The sequence below is a fragment of the Segnochrobactrum spirostomi genome, from assembly GCF_009600605.1.
Taxonomy (GTDB): domain Bacteria; phylum Pseudomonadota; class Alphaproteobacteria; order Rhizobiales; family Segnochrobactraceae; genus Segnochrobactrum; species Segnochrobactrum spirostomi.
The window spans coordinates 1,770,001-1,793,134 of sequence record NZ_VWNA01000001.1; the positions used below are offsets into that span (position 1 = coordinate 1,770,001).

22 protein-coding genes (1 of these 22 cut by a window edge) are annotated in these 23,134 nt (G+C 69.7%); 17 read left to right on the forward strand and 5 right to left on the reverse strand.

Annotated elements, in window-relative coordinates; all coding sequences use genetic code 11:
- The 4 genes from cydD to F0357_RS07935 all read left to right on the forward strand — a co-directional run.
- A protein-coding gene (cydD, locus tag F0357_RS07920; RefSeq protein WP_153479832.1) for a thiol reductant ABC exporter subunit CydD crosses the window boundary here: on the forward strand, positions 1-427 show its 3' end. The gene continues 1,346 nt to the left of window position 1, outside the view; 427 of the gene's 1,773 nt are visible here — the last part of the coding sequence; its start codon lies beyond the left edge, outside the window; its stop codon occupies positions 425-427.
- On the forward strand, positions 424-2,103 hold the full coding sequence (gene cydC / locus F0357_RS07925; RefSeq protein ID WP_153479833.1) for a thiol reductant ABC exporter subunit CydC: 1,680 nt from the start codon (positions 424-426) through the stop codon (positions 2,101-2,103). The genes cydD and cydC overlap by 4 nt, the downstream gene beginning before the upstream one ends.
- 114 nt (positions 2,104-2,217) lie before the next feature.
- Positions 2,218-2,463: a BrnT family toxin gene (locus tag F0357_RS07930; protein WP_153479834.1), complete on the forward strand. Its 246-nt coding sequence runs from the start codon at positions 2,218-2,220 to the stop codon at positions 2,461-2,463.
- On the forward strand, positions 2,460-2,789 hold the full coding sequence (locus F0357_RS07935; protein WP_153479835.1) for a BrnA antitoxin family protein: 330 nt from the start codon (positions 2,460-2,462) through the stop codon (positions 2,787-2,789). Before F0357_RS07930 ends, F0357_RS07935 begins: the two co-directional genes overlap by 4 nt.
- Before the next feature lie 45 nt (positions 2,790-2,834).
- On the opposite strand, the gene F0357_RS07940 is transcribed toward F0357_RS07935, so the two are convergent.
- Positions 2,835-3,263 carry an Lrp/AsnC family transcriptional regulator gene (locus tag F0357_RS07940; protein WP_312861503.1) on the reverse strand — a complete coding sequence of 143 codons (429 nt, stop codon included), beginning with the start codon at positions 3,261-3,263 and terminating at the stop codon, positions 2,835-2,837.
- Positions 3,264-3,513: 250 nt separating this feature from the next.
- Between F0357_RS07940 and rocD the strand changes: the two genes are divergently transcribed.
- Positions 3,514-4,707: an ornithine--oxo-acid transaminase gene (gene rocD / locus F0357_RS07945; RefSeq protein WP_312861504.1), complete on the forward strand. Its 1,194-nt coding sequence runs from the start codon at positions 3,514-3,516 to the stop codon at positions 4,705-4,707.
- 14 nt (positions 4,708-4,721) lie between these two features.
- Positions 4,722-5,747: an arginase gene (gene rocF, locus F0357_RS07950; protein ID WP_153479836.1), complete on the forward strand. Its 1,026-nt coding sequence runs from the start codon at positions 4,722-4,724 to the stop codon at positions 5,745-5,747.
- 234 nt (positions 5,748-5,981) lie between these two features.
- Here the strand turns inward: rocF and F0357_RS07955 are convergent, their stop codons facing one another.
- Positions 5,982-8,093, reverse strand: coding sequence for a bifunctional rhamnulose-1-phosphate aldolase/short-chain dehydrogenase (locus F0357_RS07955; RefSeq protein ID WP_153479837.1), 2,112 nt, complete (start codon positions 8,091-8,093; stop codon positions 5,982-5,984).
- A 305-nt stretch (positions 8,094-8,398) separates the two neighbouring features.
- On the opposite strand from F0357_RS07955, the gene F0357_RS07960 reads away from it, so the two are divergent.
- From F0357_RS07960 to truA, 11 genes are all read left to right on the forward strand, one after another.
- Positions 8,399-9,208 carry a DeoR/GlpR family DNA-binding transcription regulator gene (locus tag F0357_RS07960; protein ID WP_153479838.1) on the forward strand — a complete coding sequence of 270 codons (810 nt, stop codon included), beginning with the start codon at positions 8,399-8,401 and terminating at the stop codon, positions 9,206-9,208.
- 155 nt (positions 9,209-9,363) lie between these two features.
- Entirely contained in the window at positions 9,364-10,347 is a 984-nt protein-coding gene (gene rhaS / locus F0357_RS07965; RefSeq protein ID WP_153479839.1) for a rhamnose ABC transporter substrate-binding protein, read from the forward strand.
- A 194-nt stretch (positions 10,348-10,541) separates the two neighbouring features.
- A complete protein-coding gene (locus F0357_RS07970) occupies positions 10,542-12,029 on the forward strand; it encodes a sugar ABC transporter ATP-binding protein (protein ID WP_153479840.1) in 1,488 nt (495 codons plus the stop codon).
- 10 nt (positions 12,030-12,039) lie between these two features.
- A complete protein-coding gene (locus tag F0357_RS07975) occupies positions 12,040-13,059 on the forward strand; it encodes an ABC transporter permease (protein ID WP_153479841.1) in 1,020 nt (339 codons plus the stop codon).
- Complete coding sequence (locus tag F0357_RS07980) at positions 13,056-14,096, forward strand: ABC transporter permease (protein WP_153479842.1); 1,041 nt, start codon at positions 13,056-13,058, stop codon at positions 14,094-14,096. The genes F0357_RS07975 and F0357_RS07980 overlap by 4 nt, the downstream gene beginning before the upstream one ends.
- A gap of 10 nt (positions 14,097-14,106) precedes the next feature.
- Positions 14,107-14,439, forward strand: coding sequence for an L-rhamnose mutarotase (gene rhaM, locus F0357_RS07985; protein WP_153479843.1), 333 nt, complete (start codon positions 14,107-14,109; stop codon positions 14,437-14,439).
- A gap of 10 nt (positions 14,440-14,449) precedes the next feature.
- Positions 14,450-15,826, forward strand: a complete 1,377-nt coding sequence (locus F0357_RS07990) for an FGGY-family carbohydrate kinase (protein WP_153479844.1) — start codon at positions 14,450-14,452, stop codon at positions 15,824-15,826.
- Positions 15,827-16,000: 174 nt separating this feature from the next.
- Positions 16,001-18,118 (forward strand): carbohydrate-binding family V/XII, encoded by a 2,118-nt coding sequence (locus F0357_RS07995; protein ID WP_153479845.1) that lies wholly within the window; start codon positions 16,001-16,003, stop codon positions 18,116-18,118.
- 95 nt (positions 18,119-18,213) lie between these two features.
- Positions 18,214-18,741, forward strand: a complete 528-nt coding sequence (def, locus tag F0357_RS08000; protein WP_153479846.1) for a peptide deformylase — start codon at positions 18,214-18,216, stop codon at positions 18,739-18,741.
- A gap of 109 nt (positions 18,742-18,850) precedes the next feature.
- A complete protein-coding gene (gene fmt / locus F0357_RS08005) occupies positions 18,851-19,783 on the forward strand; it encodes a methionyl-tRNA formyltransferase (RefSeq protein WP_153479847.1) in 933 nt (310 codons plus the stop codon).
- Between the two features lie 12 nt (positions 19,784-19,795).
- Positions 19,796-20,533 carry a tRNA pseudouridine(38-40) synthase TruA gene (truA, locus tag F0357_RS08010; RefSeq protein WP_153479848.1) on the forward strand — a complete coding sequence of 246 codons (738 nt, stop codon included), beginning with the start codon at positions 19,796-19,798 and terminating at the stop codon, positions 20,531-20,533.
- A gap of 10 nt (positions 20,534-20,543) precedes the next feature.
- Here truA and F0357_RS08015 read toward each other — a convergent pair whose 3' ends face one another.
- From F0357_RS08015 to dapE, 3 genes are all read right to left on the reverse strand, one after another.
- Positions 20,544-21,029, reverse strand: a complete 486-nt coding sequence (locus F0357_RS08015) for a C40 family peptidase (RefSeq protein WP_153479849.1) — start codon at positions 21,027-21,029, stop codon at positions 20,544-20,546.
- A 237-nt stretch (positions 21,030-21,266) separates the two neighbouring features.
- Entirely contained in the window at positions 21,267-21,860 is a 594-nt protein-coding gene (locus tag F0357_RS08020) for a hypothetical protein (protein ID WP_153479850.1), read from the reverse strand.
- A 13-nt stretch (positions 21,861-21,873) separates the two neighbouring features.
- The gene (gene dapE / locus F0357_RS08025) at positions 21,874-23,061 is read right to left on the reverse strand and encodes a succinyl-diaminopimelate desuccinylase (protein ID WP_153479851.1); all 1,188 of its coding nucleotides are present in this window, start codon (positions 23,059-23,061) and stop codon (positions 21,874-21,876) included.
- Positions 23,062-23,134 lie beyond the last annotated feature (73 nt).

Here is a 23,134-nt window from a genome sequence, read left to right on the forward strand (position 1 = left end):
CCACATCGTCTCCGGCACCCTCGCCGACAACATTCGCTTCGCCCGGCCGGAGGCCGACGCGGCGGCGATCCGGGCGGCGGCCGAGGCGGCGGAAGTCGCCGCCTTCGCCGATCGGCTACCGGACGGGCTTTCGACCGAGATCGGCCCGCGCGGCTACGGTCTTTCCGGTGGCGAGGCCCAGCGCGTCGCCCTCGCCCGGCTCTTTCTGCGCGGCGGCGATCTCGTCCTGCTCGACGAGCCGACCGCCCATCTCGACGCGGCGACGGAGCTCCGGCTCGCGGCAGCAATCCGCGCCTTCGCCCGCGGCCGCACCCTCATCGTCGCGACCCATGCCCGCCCGGTCGCCCGCCTTATGGACCGGATCGTGGAAATCGAAGACGGCCGGCTGGTGCCGGTCGCGGCGGCGCACGTGGAGGCGGCCCGATGAACGATCTTTTCCGCCTGTTGCCGGCGTTCCGCCGCCACGCCCGGGGCCTCGTCTTCGCCCTTCTCCTCTCGATCCTGACGCTCGCGGCGGGGATCGGGCTCCTCGGCGTCTCCGGCTGGTTCATCACCGCCGCCGCGCTCGCCGGTGCGAGCCTCACCTTCGACCTGTTCGCCCCCTCGGCCTTGGTGCGCGGGCTGTCGTTCCTGCGCATCGTCTCGCGCTATGCCGAGCGCGTCACCGGCCACGACGCCACGCTGCGGCTCCTCGCCGACCTGCGCACCCTCGTCTTCCGCCGCCTGATCCCGCTCGCACCCGGCCGGCTCGGACGGCTCGGCGGCGGCGACCTCGTCTCGCGGCTCACCGGCGACGTCGACGCGCTCGACACCGTCTTTCTTCTCGCTATTGCGCCGATCGCGACCGGGCTCGTCATGACGGCCCTGCTCGCCCTCGTGCTGTGGGCGATCCTGCCTGCGGCGGCGCTCGCGCTCCTCGCCGCCGCGGCGCTGGCCTTTCTCGTCGCGCCGTTCCTCTTGATCCGGGCTGGCCGCACCGCCGGCGAACGGCTTCAGGGGGCGAACGCCCGGCTGCGCGGTGCGGTGGTCGATGCGGTCGAAGGCCACGCCGACATCGTCGCCTTCGCCGCCGAGGCCGCGGCCGGCGCGCGCTTCTCCGCGGCCGCCGACGAGGCAGCGCGGGCACGGCGGGGCCAGGCGACCGTCGCCGCGACGGGACAGGCGATCGTCCAGGCCGCCGCCGGGCTCGCCATGGTCGCGGCGCTCGCCGGTGGCCTCGGTCCGCTCGCGGCGGGCACCATCGCACCGGCGACTTTGGTCGGCGTGCTCCTCGCCATCGTCGCGCTGTTCGAAATCGCCGGCCCGGTGATGCGTGGCGCCGCCCGGTTCGGCGCAGCGGCCGCCGCCGCCCGGCGGATCGGCGCACTCGCCGATCTCGAGCCGCTCGTCGTCGATTCCGCCGCCCCGGTCGCCCTGCCGGACGGCGCCGATCTCCGCTTCGAGGCGGTCCGCTTCGGCTACGATCCGGCGCGGCCGGTGCTCGACGGGCTGTCGCTCGCGGTCGCGCCCGGCGAGCGGGTCGCGATCGTGGGGCCGAGCGGGGCGGGCAAATCGACGATCCTCCACCTCCTGCTGCGGATCATGGATGTCGACGCCGGCCGCGTGACGGTCGCCGGAGCCGACGTGCGGGACGTCGCCCAGGCAGACCTGCACCGCCGCGTCGCCCTGCTCGACCAGCGGGCGCCGGTCTTCATCGGAACGCTTGGCGAAAATCTGCGGATCGGCGATCCGGCGGCGGACGACGCCCGCCTCTACGACGCACTCGACAAGGCACGGCTCGGCGACTTCGTCCGCAGCCTGCCGGACGGGCTCGCGTCCTGGGTCGGCGAGGCGGGACAGACGCTGTCGGCGGGACAGGCGCGGCGGCTCTGCCTCGCCCGGGCGCTGCTCTCGCCGGCCGCGATCATCGCCCTCGACGAGCCGACCGCCGGGCTCGACCCGGAGACCGAGGAAGCCTTCTTCCGCGATCTCGCCGCGGCGGCCGCAGGCCGGACCGTCGTGCTCGTCACCCATGCGGCGCTGCCGGAGGGAACGGTCGACCGCGTTCTCAACCTCGCCGACCGGCGGCTCGCCGGGGCTCTTGGCGCGGTCGGGCCGGCGTGATCGGGCGCATCTCGATCCCTACGGCCTCACGCGGTGAGACACGCGATCCAGAGAGCCATTAAGATGGACGATCAGCCATTGAAAGGGGCGTATATCGTATATACGATATAAGCGATGAGGATCGTCTGGGACGAACCTAAGCGATTGATCAACCTTGATAAGCATGGGTTGGATTTCGCCGACCTGGACGAGGATTTCTTCCTCGGCGCGATCATCGTCGAGGCCAAGCTTGGTCGCTACGCTGCGATCGGCTGGCTGAACGGTGTCATCACGGTCGTATTTGCCACGCTCGGAGTCGAAGCGATCTCCGTCATCAGCATGCGACCGGCGAGCACCAGCGAGCGGAGATTGCTGCGATGACGAAAAGAAAACTTCTGACCGAGTTTCAGCCTGGGCGCGGATACGGCGAAAACGATTGGAAGGCGGTCGAAAGCCCGGAGCTGACGGACGAGGAACTGGCGACCGCGCGACCATTCGCCGAGGCGTTCCCGGAAATAGCCGCGAAGATGCGTCAACGACGCGGGCCGGCTCGCAAGCCCAAGAAGCAGCACATCTCGATCCGTCTCGACACGTCTGTCATCGAAGCGTTCAAGAGCGAGGGACCGGGCTGGCAGGCCCGTATCAACGCCACGCTCGTCGACGAGGTCGCACGCAGAAGCGCCAAGGCGCGTAAGAAAGCAGACTGAGCAAGCTCGCGTGCCGGTTCTGCCCGCCTTGCGCCTCGCCCCACCTTACTTGTAGCGCGAGAGCAGCAGGCTCGTCTCCGAGCCGGCGATACCCTTGAGCGAGCGGATCTCGCGCAGCACCCGGTCGATGTGGCCGAGATCGGCCGCGGTGATCTCGACGACGAGATCCCAGCGGCCGTTGGTCGAGTGGAGGCGGGTGATCTCCGGCATCCGCGCCAAGGCGGCGACGATGCGGGAGGTCTGGTCACCCTCGATCGCGATCGAGGTGATGGCGCGCACGGCCTCGTCGGAGACCTCCTGCCCGAGGCGGACGGTGAAGCCGACGAGCACCTTCGCCGCCTGCAGCCGGGCGATGCGGTTCTGCACCGTGCCGCGCGAGACGCCGAGCACCGCGGCGAGCGACGCCGTCGGCATCCGGCCGTTCTCCTGCAACAGCGCGATCAGGCGGCGGTCCGTCTCGTCGAGTTCGTTCACCGGCGCGCTCCGGTCACGACGACGCTCTGCTTTGCCATATCGATACCCACCCCTACCATATCGCCAACGAGAGCTATCACTTTGCCCACTCTGCTGTCTATTCGCTGACCGCGCCCACGCCCTATTCTGGGTCGATCATCCTTGTCCCGACCTGAGAGGTCCCCATGCGCCCGGTCTCCGCCCCCAGCGATCTCGACGTGCGTGCGCTCGGGCCGGGCGATCCTAGCCTCGGCCCCTCGCCCTCGGCGACGTGCTGCGCATCGAGCACGAACTCGGCGCCCACAATTATCATCCCCTCGACGTCGTCATCACCCGCGGCGAAGGCGTCTGGCTGCACGACATCGATGGGCGCCGCTATCTCGATTGCCTGTCCGCCTATTCGGCGGTGAACCAGGGGCATTGCCACCCGAAGATCCTCGCCGCGATGATCACCCAGGCACAGCGCCTGACGCTGACCTCGCGCGCCTTCCGCAACGACCAGCTCGCGCTCTTCTATCAAGACATCGCTGCGCTCACCGGCTCCCACAAGGTGCTGCCGATGAATTCCGGCGCCGAGGCGGTCGAAACCGCCCTCAAGGCCTGCCGGAAATGGGGCTACGAGGTGAAGGGCATCCCCGAGGACAAGGCGGAGATCATCGTCTGCGCCGACAATTTCCACGGTCGCACCCTGTCGATCGTCTCCTTCTCGACCGATCCGGAGGCGCGCCGCAGCTTCGGCCCGTTCACCCCGGGCTTCCGCGTGGTTCCGTTCGGCGACATCGCCGCGCTCGAGGCGGCGATCACCCAGAACACCGTCGCCTTTTTGGTCGAGCCGATCCAGGGCGAGGCCGGCGTCATCATCCCGCCGGCCGGCTATTTCCCGGCGGTGCGCGATCTCTGCACCCGCCGCGGCGTCACCTTGATCCTCGACGAGATCCAGACCGGGCTCGGACGCACCGGCAAGCTCCTCGCCGAGGAGCACGAGGGCATCGAGGCGGACGTGACCCTCGTCGGCAAGGCCTTGTCGGGCGGTTTCTATCCGGTCTCGGCGGTGCTTTCGAACAGCGAGGTGCTCGGCGTCCTGAAGCCCGGCCAGCACGGCTCGACCTTCGGCGGCAACCCGCTCGCCTGCGCCGTCGCCCGTGCGGCCCTGAAGGTGCTCACCGAAGAGGGGTTGATCGAGAATGCGGCGACGCTCGGCGCCTATTTCCGCGACGGGCTCGAGCGCATCCGCACCAATGCGGTGAAGGAGGTGCGCGGCCGCGGCCTGATGCTCGCCGTCGAGCTCGTGCCGGAAGCGGGCGGCGCCCGCCGATATTGCGAGGCGCTCAGGGCGCGCGGCATCCTCGCCAAGGATACCCACGGCCACACCATCCGCCTGTCGCCCCCGCTCGTGATCCGCAAGGACGAGGTCGATTGGGCGCTCGCGGCGATCGCCGACGCCTTCGAGAGCCTTCGCGCCTGACGAGGAGAGATCCCATGATCGAATCCGTTTCCCCTGCGGCCTCGTCCGCGGAGGTCATCGCCGCGCGCGCCACGGCGCGCGAAGCCGCGCCGTGGCGTGGCGGCCGCGCCCGCGCGCCCGTGCGGCTGATCGGGGCGCCGGTCGAACTCGGCGCCAGCCTCTCCGGCTGCCAGATGGGCCCGGCGGCGCTGCGCACGGCCGGCCTCGTCGCGGCGCTCGCCGCCCTCGGCCACACGGTCGAGGATCTCGGCGACCTCGCGCCGCGCCGGGTCGCGCTCGACTCCGCGGCCCTGCCGGCGGGCGCCCGCAACGTCGTCGAGATCGCCGGCTGGGCGCGCAGCCTGAGCGATCAGGCCTTCGCCCGGCTCCAGGCCGGCGACATGCCAATCTTCGTCGGCGGCGATCACTCCCTTTCCATGGGCACGGTGAACGGAGCCGCCCGCCATGCGGCCGCTCAAGGGCGCGAGCTCTTCGTGCTCTGGCTCGATGCCCACGCCGACTACAACACGCCGGCGACCTCGCCCTCCGGCAATCTCCACGGCATGCCGGCGGCCCTGATCTGCGGCGAGCCTGGACTCGACGCGATCTTCGGCGACGAGCCGCGGATGCGGGTGCCGCCGCGCAATCTCTCGATCCTCGGCGTGCGCTCGATCGATCCGGGCGAGCGCGAGCTCCTCGCCGCGCGCGGCGTCGACGTGATCGACATGCGCCTAGTCGACGAGCGCGGTGTCGGACCGCTGATCGAATCCGTGCTCGCCCGCGTCGCGGCGTGCGACGGGCTCCTGCACGTATCCTTCGATGTCGATGTGCTCGATCCCGCTTTGGCGCCGGGGGTCGGGACCGCGGTGCCGGGCGGCCTCACCTATCGCGAGGCCCATCTCGCCATGGAGATGCTGCACGACAGCGGGCTCGTCTGCTCGGTCGACGTGGTCGAGCTCAACCCGTTCCTCGACGAGCGCGGCCGCAGTGCGCTGACGACGGTGGAACTCGTCGCCAGCCTGTTCGGCCGCCGCGTCTTCGACCGCCGCAGCGGACGGTAGGGAGAGGCTTTTCCGCAACCGCCCTCGCCCCTCACGCCCGAAGGTTTCGGCGGCGAACAGAATCCTATCCCTCGTCATTGCCGGCCTTGTGCCGGCAACCCAGGGGCGGCGAAGACGGCGCGCACGGCCCTTGGGTCCCGGGACAAGCCCAGGGATGACGATGGAGAGGGTTATTTTCGCGGCGCGTCGGCGGCGGCGAGCGCCAAGCCGGTCCGACCTCTTCCCGCCCCCGCCTCAGCGGGTGAAGGACGGGGCGTGGCCGGCGTCGACGTTGAGGATGTTGCCCGTCGACTTCGACGACAGATCGGCGGCGAAGAAATAGACGCCTTCCGCGATGTCTTCGGGGTAGACGCTGAGCTTCAGCATCGAACGCTGGCGATAGACCTCCTCGAGGCCGCCTTCGTCGACCTTGTAGGCCTCTGCACGCTGGGCGCGCCATTCGCCCGACCAGATCTTCGAGCCGCGCAGCACCGCGTCCGGGTTCACAACGTTGACGCGGATGCCGTGGGGCGCGCCTTCGAGCGCCAGGCAGCGGGCGAGCTGGATCTCGGACGCCTTCGCCGTGCAATAGGCCGAGGCGCCCGGCGAGGCGACGAGGCCGTTCTTCGAGGCGATGAAGACGATCGAGCCGCCGCGGTTCTGCGCCTTGAGGAGCTTGAACGCCTCCCGCGAGACCAGGAAATAGCCGGTCGAAAGGATGTCCATGTTGCGCTGCCAGAGCGCGAGCGTGGTGTCCTCGATCGCCGCCGACGAGGCGATGCCGGCATTCGAGACCAGGATGTCGAGGCCGCCGAAGGCCGCCGCCGCCTCGTGGAACAGCGCGACGACCGTCTCCTCCTTGGTCACGTCGACCGGGAACGCGGCGATCACGTCGCGGCCGAAGGCCTTGGCGAGCGCCGCATCCGCCACGGCGAGCGCGGTCTGGTCGATGTCGCAGATCACCACACAGGCGCCCTCGCCGGCGAGGCGGCGGGCGGTCGCCAGTCCGATGCCGCCGGCACCGCCGGTGACGAGGGCGACGCGGCCGGCGAGCGACTTCGGCTTCGGCATGCGCTGGAGCTTGGCCTCCTCGAGCAGCCAATATTCGATGTCGAAGGCTTCCTGCTCCGGCAGGCCGCGATAGGTCGAGACCGTGTCGGCGCCGCGCATCACGTTGATGGCGTTGACGTAGAACTCGCCCGCGATGCGCGCCGTCGCCTTGTCGCCGGCGAAGGTGATCATGCCGATGCCGGGGATCAGGTAGACGACCGCGTTCGGGTCGCGCATCGCCGGGGAGTTCGGCCGCTTGCAGCGCTCATAATAGGCGGCATAGCCGGCGCGGTAGGCCTCGATCGCCGGGGCGAGACGGGGCAGCAGGTCGGCGACGGTCTCGGTCGCGGGGTCGAACGGCAGCACCAGCGGCGCGATCTTGGTGCGCAGGAAGTGGTCCGGGCAGGAGGTGCCGAGCGGCGCCAGCTTGTCGAGATCGTTCGAGCCGACGAAATCGAGCACCGCCGGCTGGTCGTCGAAATGGCCGAGCTTGCGGGTGCCCTCGGAGATGAGGCCGCGGATCACCGGCATCACGGCGCTCGCCACCGCGCGGCGCGTCGCGGCATCGGCGGCCGGAACCTTGACGCCGCCGAACACCGGCTTGCCGCCGCTCTTGTCGGCGAGCCAGGCGATCGCCTTGTTGATGGAGCCGACGGTGCGCTTGTAGCACTCCTCCTCGCTGTCGCCCCAGGTGAAGAGGCCGTGCGCCTCGAGCACGACGCCCTTCGCGGTCGGGTTCTCCTCGGCGAACTTCTTCAGCCACATGCCGAGTTCGAAGCCGGGACGGCGCCAGGGCAGCCAGCCGATCTCGCCACCCCACACCTCTTCGGTGATCTTGCGGCTGTCGGCCGAGGCGGCGATGGCGATGACGGCGTCAGGGTGGACGTGATCGACATAGCGCGCCGGCAGGAAGCCGTGCAGCGGGGTGTCGATCGAGGTCGCGCGGGGGTTCAGGTTGAAGGTGGTGTGGGGATAGAGGTCGACCATCGCGTCCTCCATCTCCTCGCCGGTGTAGCGCTTGGCGAGCGCGTGCAGCTTGTCGAGATAGAGGGTCGCGAAGCCGTCGAGCTTCATCGAGCCGATGTCGCCGCCGGAGCCCTTGACCCACAGCACGTCGACCAGCTCACCGGTGAGCGGATCGGCCATGCGGATCTTCGACGACGTGTTGCCGCCGCCATAATTGGTGATGCGCTTGTCGGAACCGAGCAGGTTGGAGCGGTAGAGCAGGCGCTCCGGCTCGGAGAGCGTGGCGGCATGGGCCGCATCCCACAGATCGGCGAGCAGCGGAGACTGATTGCTGGTGGGTGTGTCGAGCATGGGCCGTCCTCCCGGTTCCGACGGTGCGTCAGCCGGCCGGACGGCGCCCGCGGCGGTTCGTTCCGCACGGGAGGCGCCCCGGCGGGCCGCCCGCCTGGTTCGCTTGAATCGACCCGGTGATAAGCCGAGCGTGCGCGCTTTTCAATCATCTTCCGTCATCGACATTCATATTGTGCGGCGCAGCAATCAAATACGGTCACGTTCCGCGCAAATACCGTTGACAAGCGGTAGGAAAATGACGTGATCTGACTGAAACAAGATAAGGCCCGCCCGCTGAGGCGGCGCCGGGTGGAAATCCGAGGGCCATGCTCGAGCGCGAACGCCATCGCCTGATCCTGAAGCTCGTCGAGGAGCGCTCCGTCGTGAGCGTCGGCGATCTCGTCGATCTGCTCGACGCCTCCGAGGCGACCATCCGCCGGGACATCATCGCGCTCGCCGACCGCGGCGAGCTGAAACGCGTGCGCGGCGGCGCCGAGGCCTTGCGGCCGCGCCACACCCCGCACCTCGTCGGCGTCCCCTTCGTCGTCAATCTCGAGACCGCGATCGCGGAGAAGCGCGCCATCGCCCGCGCCGCCGCCCGTCTGGTCGAGCCCGACGACAGCGTCATCATCAACGGCGGCACGACGACTCTGCGGCTCGTCGAGTTCCTCGCCGGCCTCGACCTCGACATCCTGACCAATTCGTTCCCGATCGCCGCCGATCTCTTGGTCAAGGCGCGGTCGCGGATCACCCTGCCGGGCGGCACCGTCTATCCCGAGCAGAACATCATCCTGAGCCCGTTCGAGGAGGCCGACGCGATCGACCACTTCGCCGGCCGCATCATGTTCACCGGCTGCTACGGCGTCGGGCGGCTCGGCTGGATGGAGACCGATCCCCTGGTGATCCAATCGGAGCGCCGCCTTTTGAAGCGCGCCGAGCGCCTCGTCGTCATGGCCGACGCGCGCAAGCTGCGCGCCCGCTCGGCGATGGTCGTGACGCCGCTCGAGCGGGTGGACGTGCTCGTCACCGATTCCTCGGCGAGGGAGGAGGACCTCGCGATCGTGCGCGAAGCCGGCATCGAGGTCGTCATTGCGGAGGTGCTGCCCGAGGATCGGGCGCTCGAGACGGCCGCATGAGGAAGACCGGCGGCGACGGGCTCAGCCTGCGCCGCCCGGACGAACCCCGCCCGTTCCCCGCGGGAGAGCATTCTAGAGCAACGAACGGCCGCCTCGGCGGCCTTGGCGAGAGCAACGAAACGGCCGCTTCGGCGGCTTCTGGGAGGATATCGACCATGATGCGCAAGCTCGTTCTGACCGTCGCCGCCGTGGCCTTGATGGCCGGCTCGGCCCTCGCCGACGACATCCGCGTCGGCCTCGTGCCGAAGTCCCTCGGCAACGGCTTCTTCGATGCCGCCGACAAGGGCGCCAAGGAAGCCGCCCAGCAGATCGGCGGCGTCGAGGTCATCTATACCGGCCCGACCTCGACCACCGCCGAAGGCCAGATCGAGACGATCAACGCCCTGATCGCCCAGAAGGTCGACGCCATCGCGATCTCCGCCAACGATCCGGACGCGCTTGTTCCGGCGCTGAAGAAGGCGATGCAGCGCGGCATCAAGGTGATCTCGTGGGATTCCGGCGTCGCCAAGGCCGGCCGCATCGTCCACCTCAACCCGTCGTCGAACCAACTGATCGGCGAGATGTGCGTGCAGCTCGCCGCCGACGTGGTCGGCAAGGATCCGGCCGAGGTCGCCATCCTGTCGGCGACGCCGACCTCCACGAACCAGAACATCTGGATCGAGGAGATGAAGAAGGTCTTCCCGAAGTTCCCGAACCTGAAGCTCGTCGCGACCGTCTACGGCGACGACCTCGCGGACAAGTCCTACCGCGAGACCCAGGCGCTGCTGAAGCAGTACCCGAACCTCAAGGTCATCATCGCCCCGACCTCGGTCGGCATCGTCGCCGCCGCCAAGGCGGTCGAGGACGCGGGCCTGACCGGCAAGGTGTTCGTGACCGGCCTCGGCCTGCCGTCCGAGCTCGCCGGCCACGTCATGAAGGGCACCGTGAAGAGCTTCGCGATCTGGAACCCGATCGACCTCGGCTATTCGGCGACTTACCTCGCCGTCGATCTCGTCAAGGGCGAGAAGGGCGGACCGGACACCACCCTCTCGATCGGCCGCCTCGGCACCGTGACCTTCGACGCGAACGGCGACGGCGCCATGGGCAAGCCGTTCGTCTACGACAAGTCGAACGTCGAGAAGTTCGCGAAGATCTTCTGACCGCGGATTGTTCTGATCCGAGGTCGTTCGATCTCCTCCACCACGACGAAGTCCCCTCTCCCCACCGGGGAGAGGGCTAGGGTGAGGGGCCTTCCTCCCTCATCCGCCCCGCGGGCCACCTTCTCCTCCCACCGGGGAGAAGGGAGGCCCGATCGGCGTCTGCGATTTCGCGTCCACATCGAAGCAAAGCGGTCATGACCGAGCCCCTCATCCAGCTCTCCGGCGTCACCAAGGCCTTCGCGGGCGTGCGCGCGCTCGTCGACGGGGCGCTCGATCTCTATGGCGGCGAAGTCACCGCGCTGATCGGCGAAAACGGCGCCGGCAAATCGACGCTCGTGAAGGTGCTGACCGGCATCCACGCCCCCGACACCGGCTCGATCCTGATCGCCGGCAAGCCGGTCAGCGTCACCTCGGCCGCCGACGCCGAACGTCTCGGCATCACCGCCATCCACCAGGAGGCGGTCGTGTTCGACGATCTCTCCATCGCCGAGAACATTTTCGTCTCGAACCGCCCGCGCGGCCGGTTCGGCACCGTCGACTGGGCGAAGATGCGCAGCGAGGCGCGCCGCCTGCTCCACGAGCTCGAGGCCGATCTCGATCCCGACCTGCCGCTCAAGTCGCTCTCGATCGCCCAGAAGCACCTCGTCCAGATCGCCCGTGCGCTCTCTCACGACGCGCGCCTCGTCATCATGGACGAACCGACCGCCGCGCTCTCCCACCGCGAGGCGGAGGACCTGTTCCGCATCGTCGAGCGCCTGAAGGGCGAGGGCCGCGCCATCCTCTTCATCAGCCACAAGTTCGAAGAGGTGATGCGGATCGCCGACCGCTACGCGGTGTTCCGCGACGGCGCGGCGGTCGGCGCCGGACGCATCGCCGACACCAACACCGAGGAACTGATCCGCCTCATGGTCGGCCGCTCCGTCGACCAGATCTTCCCGAAGATCGAGGTGACGCCGGGCGCCGAGGCGCTGCGCGTCGAAGGCTTCTCGCATCCGACCGAATTCGACGACGTCTCCTTCTCGGTGCGCCGCGGCGAGATCCTCGGCGTCTACGGCCTCGTCGGCGCCGGCCGCTCCGAGGTCATGAAGGCGGTGTTCGGCATCACCAAGCCCTCCGCGGGACGCCTCGTCGTCGAGGGCCAGCCGGTGCGCATCGAGCGGCCCGCCGACGCCATCGCCGCCGGCATCGTCTACGTGCCGGAGGACCGCCAGCACCAGGGCGCCGTCCTCAAGCAATCGATCCTCGACAACATCTCCCTGCCGAGCCTCGACCGCTTCTCCGTCGCGGGCTTCTTCAACCGGACCCGCGAGCGCGCCGTCGCGGATGCGCTGGCGAAGCGCCTCCAGGTGCGCATGTCCGGGCTCGATCAGCTCGTCGAAAACCTTTCGGGCGGCAATCAGCAGAAGGTGGTGATCGCCAAATGGCTCGCCACCGAGCCGCGCATCCTGATCCTCGACGAGCCGACCAAGGGCATCGACGTGGGCTCGAAGGCGGCCGTGCACCGCTTCATGGCCGAGCTCGTCGCCCAGGGGCTCGCCGTCATCATGGTCTCGTCCGAACTTCCCGAAGTCCTCGGCATGGCCGACCGCGTGCTCGTCATGGCGCGCGGCCGGGTCCGCCGCACTTTCACGCGCGCCGAAGCGACCCCGGAAGCGGTCGTGCGCGCCGCCACCGACGCCTGAGGAGAACCCGATGGCCGCCGCTCCCGCCGCCACTACCACGCGACGCTCCGCGCTCCACCGCTGGATCGCGAGCCGCGACGCCGCGCTCGCCGCCCTAAACGTGGTGCTCGCGGTCGCAGTCGCCCTGCGCTTCCCCGATTTCGTCGCGCCGTCGAATCTCGCCGACATCCTCGACGACACCGCGATCCTGTTCCTGCTCGCGCTCGCCCAGATGTGCGTGATCCTGACCGGCGCCATCGACCTCTCGGTGGCGGCGAACCTCGCCTTGACCGGCGTCACGGTCGCCCTCGTCAACGCCGCCCATCCGGGCCTCGGCGTCGCGCCGATCATCGTGCTCGCCCTCGTCATGGGCGCAGCGCTCGGCGCCTTCAACGCGGTGCTCGTCTGGAAGCTGCGCCTGCCGTCGATCGTCGTCACGCTCGGCACGCTCGCGGTCTATCGCGGCTGCATCTTCCTCATCACCGGCGGCGCCTGGGTCAATTCGAACCAGATGTCGGACGCCTTCCTCGGCTTCATCCGCGTCCCCTTCCTCGGCCTGACGCTGCTCACCTGGATCGCGCTCGCCGGCATCGCGGCGGCCACTTGGTTCCTCAATTTCACCGTCGCCGGGCGCAATCTCTACGTCGCCGGCGGCAACCGTTCGGCCGCCTTCTATGCCGGCATCGATCCGTGGCGGATGCAGGCGCTCGCCTTCGTCATCTCCGGCGCGGTCGCGGGCCTGTGCGGCTATTTCTGGGTGTCGCGCTTCGCCGTCGCCTATGTCGAGGTCGCCCAGGGCTTCGAACTCCAGGCCATCGCCGCCTGCGTGATCGGTGGCGTCTCGATCGCCGGCGGGCTCGGCACCGTCGCCGGCGTCGTGCTCGGCGCCCTGTTCCTCGGCCTCGTCAAGAACGCCCTGCCGCTCATCGGCATCTCGCCGTTCTGGCAGATGGCGATCGCCGGTGCGGTCATCACCGTCGCCGTCATCGTCAACGCCCGCGGCGACGGCCGCGCGGCCGGGCGCCGCATCCTGGAGGAGAAGGCCGCATGAACGCCCTTCCCGAAACGACCCGGCCCGACGAGGCCGCCGGCCGCGCCGCCGTGGAGCGCTACACCGCGCCGCCCTCGCGCCTCGCCCGCATCGTGCGGAGCTGGGAATTCCTGCTCGTGGTGCTGTTCGCCGCCGGCTTCGTCGCGTGTAGCCTCGCCTCGCCCTATTTCCTCGACATCTGGAACCTGTCGGACGCCACCTTCAACTTCACCGAGAAGGCGATCGTGGCGCTGCCGATGGCGCTCCTCATCATCGGCCGCGAGATCGACATCTCGGTCGCCGGCATCATCGCGCTCGCCTCGGTGATGATGGGCCTCGCGGCACAGGCCGGCGCGGCTTGGTGGATCGTCGCCCTCGTCGGGCTCGGTACCGGCCTCGCCTGCGGCATGGTCAACGGCGCCCTCGTCACGCTCTTCCGCGTGCCGGCGATCGTCGCCACCATCGGCACCATGAGCCTCTATCGCGGCGTCGGCTACGCCATCCTCGGCGATCAGGTCATCAAGTCCTATCCCGAGGGCTTCGAGGTGTTCGGCCAGGGCTATGCCTGGGGGCCGCTCTCGATCGAGTTCGCGATTTTCCTCGGCCTCGCCGCCCTCTTCGCCGTCGTGCTCCACCGCACGGTGGTCGGGCGCCGCCTGTTCGCGATCGGCAACAGCCCGACGGTCGCCCTGTTCTCGGGCATCGCCGTCGAGCGCTACCGCTTCATGCTGTTCGCCGTCGTCGGCCTCGCCTCGGGCCTCGCCTCGGTGTGCCTCACCTCGCGGCTCGGCTCGACGCGGCCCTCGATCGCGGTCGGCTGGGAGCTCGAGATCATCACCATGGTCGTGCTCGGCGGCGTCTCGATCCTCGGCGGCGTCGGCTCGATCCTCGGCGTCGTGCTCGCCGCGCTCCTGATGGGGCTCGTCACCTTCGGGCTCGGCCTCCTCAACGTGCCGGGCATCGTGATGCAGATCGTCGTCGGCGGTCTCCTCATCGCCGTCATCTCGGTCCCGGTGGTGCTCACCCGCGCCGGGATCATCCGCCCGTCGCGACGCTAGAGAGCCGCCCATGACCGAGACCCAGGACCTCGAGCAGATCGCCTTCAAGATGAAGCTCTTCCCGGGCTTCGAGGCGGAATACCGCAAGCGCCACGACGAGATCTGGCCGGAGCTCGTCGCCCTCCTGAAGGAGGCCGGCATCTCGGATTATTCGATCTTCCTCGATCCCGAGACGCTGATCCTGTTCGCGGTGCTGCGGCGCCCGGCCGTCCACGGCATGGACCGCCTGCCCGAGACCGAGGTGATGCGCCGCTGGTGGGCGATGATGGGCGACATCATGGCGTCGAACCCGGACGGCTCGCCGGTGACGGCGCCGCTCGTCCCGATGTTCCATCTTCCCTGAGGTTACCGCCGTGCTGACCCCCGAGCGCCCCCTCGTCGCGGTTCTCGACATCGGCAAGACGAACGCCAAGGTCGTCGTCGCCGATCCGGAGACGGGCCGCGAGCTGTCGTCCGCGGTGCGGCCGAATGCGCCGCTCCCCGATGCGCCCTACCGGGCGATCGATGCGGACGCGATCGAGGCGTTCGTGCTCGCGGCGCTCGCCGCGGCGCCGGACAGGGCACGGATCGGGGCGATCGTGCCGGTCGCCCACGGGGCCTGCGCGGCGCTGGCCGACGAGACCCACCTCGTCCTCCCGGTGATGGATTACGAGGAGCCGGCGCTCGAGACGGTCGCCGACGCCTACCGGGCCGAACGCGATCCGTTCGCGCTCACCGGCTCGCCGTTCGTGCCGCTCGGCCTCAATCTCGGCCGCCAGCTCTATTTCCTGGAGACGCGCTTTCCGCAAGCGTTCCAGACCGCGACGCGGCTCTTGTTCTGGCCGCAATATTGGTCGTGGCGGCTCACCGGCGTCGCCACCACCGAGGTGACCTCGGCCGGCTGCCACACCGATCTCTGGTCGCCGGCCGCCGCCGGCTTCTCGCCGCTCGCCGAGCGCCGCGGCTGGGCGCGGCTGGCCCCGCCCCTCGTCGGGGCCGGCGACGTCGTCGGCAAGATTTCCCCGGCGGTCGCGGCCGCGACGGGCCTGTCGCCGTCCGTCTCGGTGCTGTCGGGCATCCACGATTCGAACGCCTCGTTCCTGCGCCACCGGCTGGCGCGGCCGGCCGGCGATCCGTTCGTCGTCGTCTCGAGCGGCACCTGGATCATCCTGCTCGCCTCGGGCATCCCGTCGCACGGTCTCGACGAAGCCCACGATTGCCTCGTCAACGTCGACGCCCTCGGCGAGCCGACCCCGACCGCCCGCTTCATGGGCGGGCGCGAATATGCGGCGATCGCCGGCGACGGCGCACCGAACCCGACGGCGGACGATCTCGACGCCGTCTTCGCCGCGGGTGCCATGGCGCTGCCCGCCTTCGTCGCGACGGGCGGACCCTTCACCGGCCGGACCGGCGAGATCCGTGACGCCGAAGGGCTTTCCGCCAGCGGTCGCGCCGCCCTCGCGAGCCTCTATTGCGCCCTCGTCACCGACGTCTCGCTCGACCTCCTCGGCGCCCGCGGCCCGGTCGTCATCGAGGGGCCGTTCGCCGAGAACCCGCTTTATCCCGGCCTCCTCGCCGCCTTGCGCGAGGACCCGGTGATGGTGTCCGGCGACCGGGCCGGCACCATCGGCGGCGCGCTGGCCCTCGCCGCCCCGGGCCGCACGCCGGCGCCGCAGCTCACGCCGGCCGTCCCGATCGCGCCGGCGCGGCTCGCCGATTATCGCCGCCGCTGGCGGGCGGCAGTGGCCTGACTCCCGCAGCGCGCGCACCGCATTGCATCCCATCATAAGGGTGCCATGATCGGTCCCATAGGGTCGGACGGCCGGAGCCGTTTGCAACTCCGGCGTCGCGTTCCGCTTGCAACCCCGCTAAAATGCGCACGGGGAAGGCGGCGCGCTCCCGCGTCGTGTCGTTTGGGGTGTCCTATGGCTCGTCTTGATCGGCCGCGCGCCATCGCGCGGCTTGCAACGCTCTTCGTCCTTCTTTCTGTGCCGGCGCTTGGCGCTTCAGCGGCCGAAACACCGACCTCGCCCGCGGCGACGGCGGCCGATCTGACGGCGCGCTGGCCGCAGACCGTCACGGTGTCGGGCGAGCAGATTCAGATCTTCCAGCCGCAGATCGACGAATGGGACGGCACCGATATGCGCGGCCGCTTCTCGCTCGCGTTCGGCAAGCCGAAAGCGCCGCCGGCTTATGCCCAGGCGGTCTTCTCCGCGAAGAGCACGGTCGACAAGGATTCCGGCCTCGTCACCATCGACAACATCGTGTTCGAAAAGGTGGACGCGCCGACGGCGCCGGCCGAGGCGTCGCGTCTGCTCGCCATCCTGCAATCGCGCACGCCGCCCGACGGCATCACCGTCTCTCTGAAGACGCTCCAGGCCGACTACGCGACGACCCAGGTGGTCGACGCGAGCAAGATCGTCGCGGTCAAGAACGACCCGCCGCGCATCGTCTTCACGTCGGTTCCGACGGTCCTCGTGCCGATCGACGGCAAGCCGGTGATGAAGCCGGTCGGCGGCACCGACGACGTCCACCGCGTGCTGAATTCCCGGGTGCTGATCCTTGAGGACCCGTCCGGGACCTACCATGTCCGCGCCGCCGGTCACTGGTACAGCGGCGCGTCGCTGACCGGTCCGCTCAATGTCGAGGACGACCTGCCGCGCAATCTCCAGCTCGCCGCCAAGTTCGCCCAGGCGCGGATGCATCCCGATCCGCTGCTGCCCGCCGACGGCAAGCCGGTCGAGCCGGCGCCGACGCTCTACGTTTCGACCGAGCCCACCGAACTCGTCGTCACCCAGGGCCCGCCGCGCTGGGAGAAGATCGCAGGCGTCGACCTCCAGCGTCTCGCCAATGCGGACCACATCGTGCTCAGCGCGACAGGCGAGCCGGGCAAGATCTACGTTCTGATGTCCGGCCGCTGGTTCTCTGCACCCGGGGTCGAGGGGCCGTGGACCTTCGTGCCCGGCAAGTCGCTGCCGGCCGAGTTCGCCAAGATCCCCGACCGCGGGCCGGCGGCCATCGCGCTCACCGCGGTGCCCGGCACCCCGCAGGCGAAGGCCGCGGCGATCGCGGCGACCATCCCGCGTACCGCGCGGGTGTCGCGCGACGCCCATATCGACGTGACCTATGACGGCAACGGCGGCAAGCCGATCCTGATGCCGATCGAGGGAACGCCGCTCCTCTATGCGACCAACGCGTCGATCCCGGTCATCGAGCTCGACGCGGAACGCTTCTACGCGCTGAGCCGCGGCGTCTGGTTCGTCGCCTCGACGCCGTTCGGCGACTGGCGTGTCGCAACGGTGGTGCCGAGCGTCATCTACACCATCCCGCCGAGCTCGCCGCTCCACTACGTCACCTATGTGCGGGTCTATTCCTCGGACCATTCGACGGTGCTGACCGGCTACCTGCCGGGCTACATGGGCGCCTATCTCGGCACGGACGGAACCGTCGTCTACGGCACCGGCTATTCCTACGACCCTTATGTCGGCGGCGATTGGTACGGCCACCCCGTCACCTACGGCTACAACGAATCGCTCGCCTACGAGGGCCCGACCGGGCTCGCCTTCGGCGTCACCCCGACGGCGTGGGGCAGTCCCTACCCCTATTGGGGACCCTATTGGGGCTGGGGTCCGGGCTGGGCCGGCGTCGGCGTCGACGAGGTCAACGTCTACAATGCGTGGCCGCCCGCGATCGTCGCGCCGCCGCCGGTGACGCCGGCGCCGATTCCGACGACGGTCGCCCCGGCACCGACGCCCACCCCAGCGCCCGCGCCTGCCGCAACACCGGCCCCTGCCCCGGCGACGTCGAGCTGGGCGAACCACGATCTCGATCTGCCGCACCAAGGCAGCTACGGCTCGCAGCCGGCCAACGGCCTTCCCGGTGTCTACGACGGCAATTATCACGACGGTTTCGCGCGCGATGGCTTCGGCGAGCCCAACCAAGGCTGGGGCGGCGCATCGCGCGGGTTCGACAGCGAGCGTGGGGTCGCGACCGGATATCGCGGCGGGTTCGGCCCGCGTGCGGATTTCATCCGCACGCGCTGAGCGACGCCGCGGCCAAACGCACGAGCACCGGCGGAAGTTCCGCCGGTGCGAAACGGCGCGTTGACCGGACCCCGCGGTTTTCCTATCTGTCTGCCATGGCGATACGCGACATCATTATTCTGCCGGACGCCCGTCTCCGGCAGCCCAGCGAGACCGTGACGAGCGTCGGCGACGACGTGCGCGCGCTCATCGACGACATGTTCGACACGATGTACGACGCACCCGGTATCGGGCTCGCGGCGATCCAGATCGCCGTGCCCCGCCGGGTCATCGTGACCGATGTTGCGAAGGAGGGGGCGCCGCCCGCGCCCCTCGCCCTCATCAATCCCGAGGTGGTTTGGGCGTCCGACGAGCACTCGATCTACAGCGAAGGCTGTCTCTCGATCCCCGAATATTACGAGGAGGTCGAGCGGCCGGCGAGCGTGCGGGTCCGCTTCCTCGACCGCGACGGTGTGGAATGCGAGCTTCCGGCCGAAGGGCTCCTCGCGACCTGCCTGCAGCACGAGATCGACCACCTCAACGGCGTCCTGTTCATCGACCACCTGTCGAAGCTGAAGCGCGACCGCGTGGTGAAGAAGTTCCAGAAGCAGGCGAAGCTCGCCGCCCGCGAAAGCGTCGACTGATCCTCGAGGCGAGACCGCGTGGCGGTCTCCCGTTCCCCATCGGCGGCGGGCGGACCGGTGCCGCCGCACGGCCGGGCCGCTCTCAAGGGCGTTCCCGCGGAGCCCTTTCATGACCCTGCGCGTCGTCTTCATGGGCACGCCCGATTTCGCGGTGCCGACCCTCGTCGAGATCCTCGGCCAGGGCCACGAGGTCGCCGCGGTCTATACCCGCGCGCCGAAGCCGGCCGGGCGTGGCATGGCCGAGCGCCGCTCGCCGGTCCACGATCTGGCCGCACGCTTCGGCATTCCCGTCTTCACCCCGCGCACCCTGCGCGATCCGGACGAGCAGGCGATCTTCGCCGGCCACGGCGCGGACGTCGCCGTGGTGGTCGCCTACGGCCTGATCCTGCCCATTCCGGTGCTGGAGGCGCCGGAGCACGGCTGCCTCAATCTCCATGCCTCGCTGCTGCCGCGCTGGCGCGGCGCCGCGCCGATCAACCGGGCGATCATGGCCGGCGACGCCGAGACCGGCGTGATGGTGATGCGGATGGAGGAAGGCCTCGATACCGGCCCCGTCGCGCTCGCCGAACGCACGCCGATCGGCCCCGACGAAACCGCCGGCCAACTCCACGACCGCCTCGCCCGCCTCGGTGCCGACCTCATGGTGCGCGCCCTCGCGGCGCTCGAACGCGGCAGCCTCGGCAGCGAGCCCCAGGCGGCCGAGGGCGTCACCTACGCCGCCAAGCTCGACAAGGCCGAGGCGCGGATCGACTGGACGCGGGCCGCCGGCGCCGTTCACGACCACATCCGCGGGCTCTCCCCCTTCCCCGGCGCTTTCACCGAGATCGAGATCGGCGGCAAGCCGGAGCGGCTGAAGGTGCTCCGCAGCGTGCGGGCGGACGGAACCGGCGTGCCCGGCACCGTGCTCGACGACGCCCTGACAATTGCCTGCGGCGACGGCGCCGTGCGCCTCGTCGAGGTGCAGCGGGCCGGCAAGGCGCCGATGGCGGCGGACGTCTTTCTGCGCGGCACCCCGATCGCCGCCGGCACCCGGCTCACCTGACGGCCGGACGCGATGCCCCGCTACAAGCTCACGATCGAATATGACGGCGGCCTCTTCGTCGGTTGGCAGCGCCAGGGCCTCGGCACGTCGATCCAGAGCGAGCTCGAGCGGGCGGTCGAGGCCTTCTGCGGTGAGGCGGTGCGCGTCAACGGCGCCGGCCGCACCGATGCCGGCGTCCACGCCGAGGGCCAAGTCGCCCACATCGATCTGACGCGGACCTGGCCGACCGACACCGTGCGCGATGCGATCAACGCGCACCTACGCCCGTCGCCGATCGCGGTCCTTTCGGCGGAGATCGTGGCCGACGATTTCGACGCCCGCTTTTCGGCGGTCGAGCGGCATTATCGCTACCGCATCCTCAATCGCCGGGCGCCGGCGACGCTGGAGCGCGGCCGCATCTGGCAGGTGCCGCGCCCGCTCGACGCGGACGCGATGGCGGAGGCGGCGAAGGTTCTCCTCGGCCGCCACGATTTCACGACCTTCCGCTCGACCGAGTGCCAGGCGAAGAGCCCGGTCCGCACGTTGGACCGGCTCACCGTGACCCGCGACGGCGCGGTCGTGACGATCGAGGTCTCGGCGCGGTCGTTCCTGCACAATCAGGTGCGCTCGATGACCGGCTCGCTGGCCCTCGTCGGCGACGGACGCTGGACCGCCGCCGACCTCGCGAGCGCCTTGGAGGCGCGCGACCGCAAGGCCTGCGGCCCCGTCGCCCCCCCGGACGGCCTCGCCCTCATGCGGGTCGATTATTGAAGCCCGCAGATCACTGAGTTTCGATCCCGGGCGGCAGTTCGGGGTCAACCGCATTATTTGCCCATGGCAGGCCGGTCGGCCGCCGAAAGCCAACGATGTCGTGCCGTCGGTCGATCCGCCGAACGCGGACCTTGGCACCTGTCGCCCGCGCGATGGCGACCGAGATCGTTTCCGAGCCGCCCCCGCCCGCCTCGATCATAAGCGTCGGGTTCAAACAGATGGCGATGTGCCCGACACGGCGCTGCGTGCCGTAGAAGACGATGGTTCCACAATGGACGTCGGCCCGACTTAACACAGGCGTCCCATTGCGCCGATCGCTGAAGTGTCGGTAGAGGCCATCCGCGCTCTGGTCCCCCGAGGGATCGAGCCCCAAGGATGCGAGGGCCATTTGCGCGAAGCCGGAGCAGTCGAACGCTGAAGGTCCATCCGCGCCCCAGATATAGGGCAGCCCGAGAAACGGCTTGAGATGATCGTAGAAATCTTGCGGCGTCGCCATAGCAATTCCCCCCTTCGATGACGGTCGGAGAGGCGCGAGCAACAACGCAAGGATTTCAGTTCGCACCCCAGCAGTCGCAGAATTGTAAATAACACAATTTATACGAGTGTCACAGCATAAATTGCAGCTCAACGAGGAGCGGACGCCCGCCTCCCGGTGCGCTGGCGCTACGCCGCTCGTCCGGCTCAAGGCCGTCGCGAGCGATCGGTGCGCATCATCGGCGAAGCGAGAGAGGCCTCACGGCCCGATCAGCCGATCGATCAGGGTCGAGACGCCGATGCTGACGAGGAAATCGAGAACCACGAGGCCGATCGAGAAGGCGACCGGGGTGCCGAGCGCGAGCCGCGCCACCCGATAATTGTAGGCGAGCACGCCGACGAGCGCGACGAGGCTCGCGAGCAGCCATCCGTCGGTGCCGACGAGGCCGAACGAGAGCAGGATCTCCGGGATCACGTAGATCGCGGCGGAGACGACGCTCGCCCAGTTGCGCACGATGATGAAGGCGGCATAGCGCCCGCCGATGCCGAGCGGCTTCGCCGCGAGACCGAGCAGGATCGGGAACGTCACCCAATCGACGATCAGCGCGACGGCGCGGGTGAAGACGAACGGGCCCCACGGGAAGACGCCGTTCGGCATCTCCGCGAGCATAATCGAAAGCTGCGCCTCGCCGATCGTCGAGACGGCGAAGGCGGGGATCAGCAGCACGATCGCGGCGAACGAGCCCCAGAAGCCCTCGACCGAGAAATCGAAGGCGGCGAGCGCGTTCGGCCGCCCGAACAGGATGTCGAGGGCGCCCTGAAGCGCACGGCGGGCTTCCGAATAGGCACGCACCAATCCCATCGCCTCAGGCCCGGAAGAAATGATCGAGGAAACGGCGATAGAGCCGGGCAAGCGCGCCGAGTTCGGCGAGCGGCACCCGCTCGTCGATCTGGTGCATCGTCGTGCCGACGAGGCCGAATTCGACCACCGGGCAATAATCCTTGATGAAACGGGCGTCCGACGTGCCGCCGCCGGTGCCGAGCTCGGGCGTCACGCCGGTGATTTCGCCGACCGCCGCCGTCAAGGCCTCGACGAGGCGGCCGTCCGGCGCGGTCAGGAAGACGCCGCCGGAGACCCGCTCGAAGGCGAGCGCCGGCACCGGCAAACCGGCCGCCGCGGCGGCAGTCGCAAGCCGGCGGGCGAGTTCGGCCGCGAGCGTCTCCGGCGTCCACAGGTCGTTGTAGCGGATGTTGAAGCGCGCCTGCGCCTCCGCCGGGATGACGTTCCACGACGGGTTGCCGACATCGACCGAAACGAGTTCGAGGTTCGAGGGCGCGAAATGCGGCGTGCCGGCGTCGAGAGGCGGGTCGAGCAGCGCCGGCAGCAGGCGGACCAGCGCCGGGATCGGGTTGTCCGCCCGCTCGGGATAGGCGACGTGCCCCTGCACGCCGCGCACGGTCACCGTGCCGGACAGCGAGCCGCGGCGGCCGATCTTGATGGTGTCGCCCAGCGTCGCCGCGTTGGTCGGCTCACCGACGAGCGCCGCATCGAAGCGCTCGCCCCGCGCCCGGCACCAATCGAGGAGCTTCACCGTGCCGTTGATCGAGGGCCCCTCCTCGTCGCCGGTGAGGAGGAACGAGATCGTGCCGGGCAGAACGCCCCCGTGCACGCCGCCGTGGGCCTCGGCATAATCGAGCGCGGCGGCGATGAAAGCGGCGACCGCCCCCTTCATGTCGACGGCGCCGCGGCCGATCAGATCGTCGCCGGCGATCTCGGCCGCGAACGGCCCGTGGGTCCAGCGCGCGGTCTCGCCCGGCGGCACCACGTCGAGATGGCCGGCAAAGGTGAGATGCGGGCCGCCCGTCCCGAGCTTGGCGAACAGGTTTTCCACCGCGGGCGTACCGTCTTCGGTGAAGACCGGGCGCTCCACTGCGAAGCCGGCCGGCCGCAGCAGCGCCTCGACGGCGTCGAACGCCTCCGCCCCCGCCGGGGTGACGCTGGGGCAAGTGATGAGGGTGCGGGCGATGGCGATCGAGCGGGCGGGAAGATCCATGGTGCGCCGATCTAGGGCTCACCGCGCGCGGGCGTCAACTGCGCCGGTGACGGACGGGTGACCGCGCGGCAAG

What these genes read in the sequence shown, in the direction of transcription:
- cydC (WP_153479833.1), top strand. Translation starts at nt 424, where the DNA reads ATGAACGATCTTTTCCGCCTGTTGCCGGCGTTCCGCCGCCACGCCCGG.
- F0357_RS07930 (WP_153479834.1), top strand. Translation starts at nt 2,218, where the DNA reads ATGAGGATCGTCTGGGACGAACCTAAGCGATTGATCAACCTTGATAAG.
- F0357_RS07935 (WP_153479835.1), top strand. Translation starts at nt 2,460, where the DNA reads ATGACGAAAAGAAAACTTCTGACCGAGTTTCAGCCTGGGCGCGGATAC.
- rocF (WP_153479836.1), top strand. Translation starts at nt 4,722, where the DNA reads ATGATCGAATCCGTTTCCCCTGCGGCCTCGTCCGCGGAGGTCATCGCC.
- F0357_RS07955 (WP_153479837.1), bottom strand. Translation starts at nt 8,093, where the DNA reads ATGCTCGACACACCCACCAGCAATCAGTCTCCGCTGCTCGCCGATCTG.
- F0357_RS07960 (WP_153479838.1), top strand. Translation starts at nt 8,399, where the DNA reads ATGCTCGAGCGCGAACGCCATCGCCTGATCCTGAAGCTCGTCGAGGAG.
- rhaS (WP_153479839.1), top strand. Translation starts at nt 9,364, where the DNA reads ATGATGCGCAAGCTCGTTCTGACCGTCGCCGCCGTGGCCTTGATGGCC.
- F0357_RS07970 (WP_153479840.1), top strand. Translation starts at nt 10,542, where the DNA reads ATGACCGAGCCCCTCATCCAGCTCTCCGGCGTCACCAAGGCCTTCGCG.
- F0357_RS07975 (WP_153479841.1), top strand. Translation starts at nt 12,040, where the DNA reads ATGGCCGCCGCTCCCGCCGCCACTACCACGCGACGCTCCGCGCTCCAC.
- F0357_RS07980 (WP_153479842.1), top strand. Translation starts at nt 13,056, where the DNA reads ATGAACGCCCTTCCCGAAACGACCCGGCCCGACGAGGCCGCCGGCCGC.
- rhaM (WP_153479843.1), top strand. Translation starts at nt 14,107, where the DNA reads ATGACCGAGACCCAGGACCTCGAGCAGATCGCCTTCAAGATGAAGCTC.
- F0357_RS07995 (WP_153479845.1), top strand. Translation starts at nt 16,001, where the DNA reads ATGGCTCGTCTTGATCGGCCGCGCGCCATCGCGCGGCTTGCAACGCTC.
- def (WP_153479846.1), top strand. Translation starts at nt 18,214, where the DNA reads ATGGCGATACGCGACATCATTATTCTGCCGGACGCCCGTCTCCGGCAG.
- fmt (WP_153479847.1), top strand. Translation starts at nt 18,851, where the DNA reads ATGACCCTGCGCGTCGTCTTCATGGGCACGCCCGATTTCGCGGTGCCG.
- truA (WP_153479848.1), top strand. Translation starts at nt 19,796, where the DNA reads ATGCCCCGCTACAAGCTCACGATCGAATATGACGGCGGCCTCTTCGTC.
- F0357_RS08015 (WP_153479849.1), bottom strand. Translation starts at nt 21,029, where the DNA reads ATGGCGACGCCGCAAGATTTCTACGATCATCTCAAGCCGTTTCTCGGG.
- dapE (WP_153479851.1), bottom strand. Translation starts at nt 23,061, where the DNA reads ATGGATCTTCCCGCCCGCTCGATCGCCATCGCCCGCACCCTCATCACT.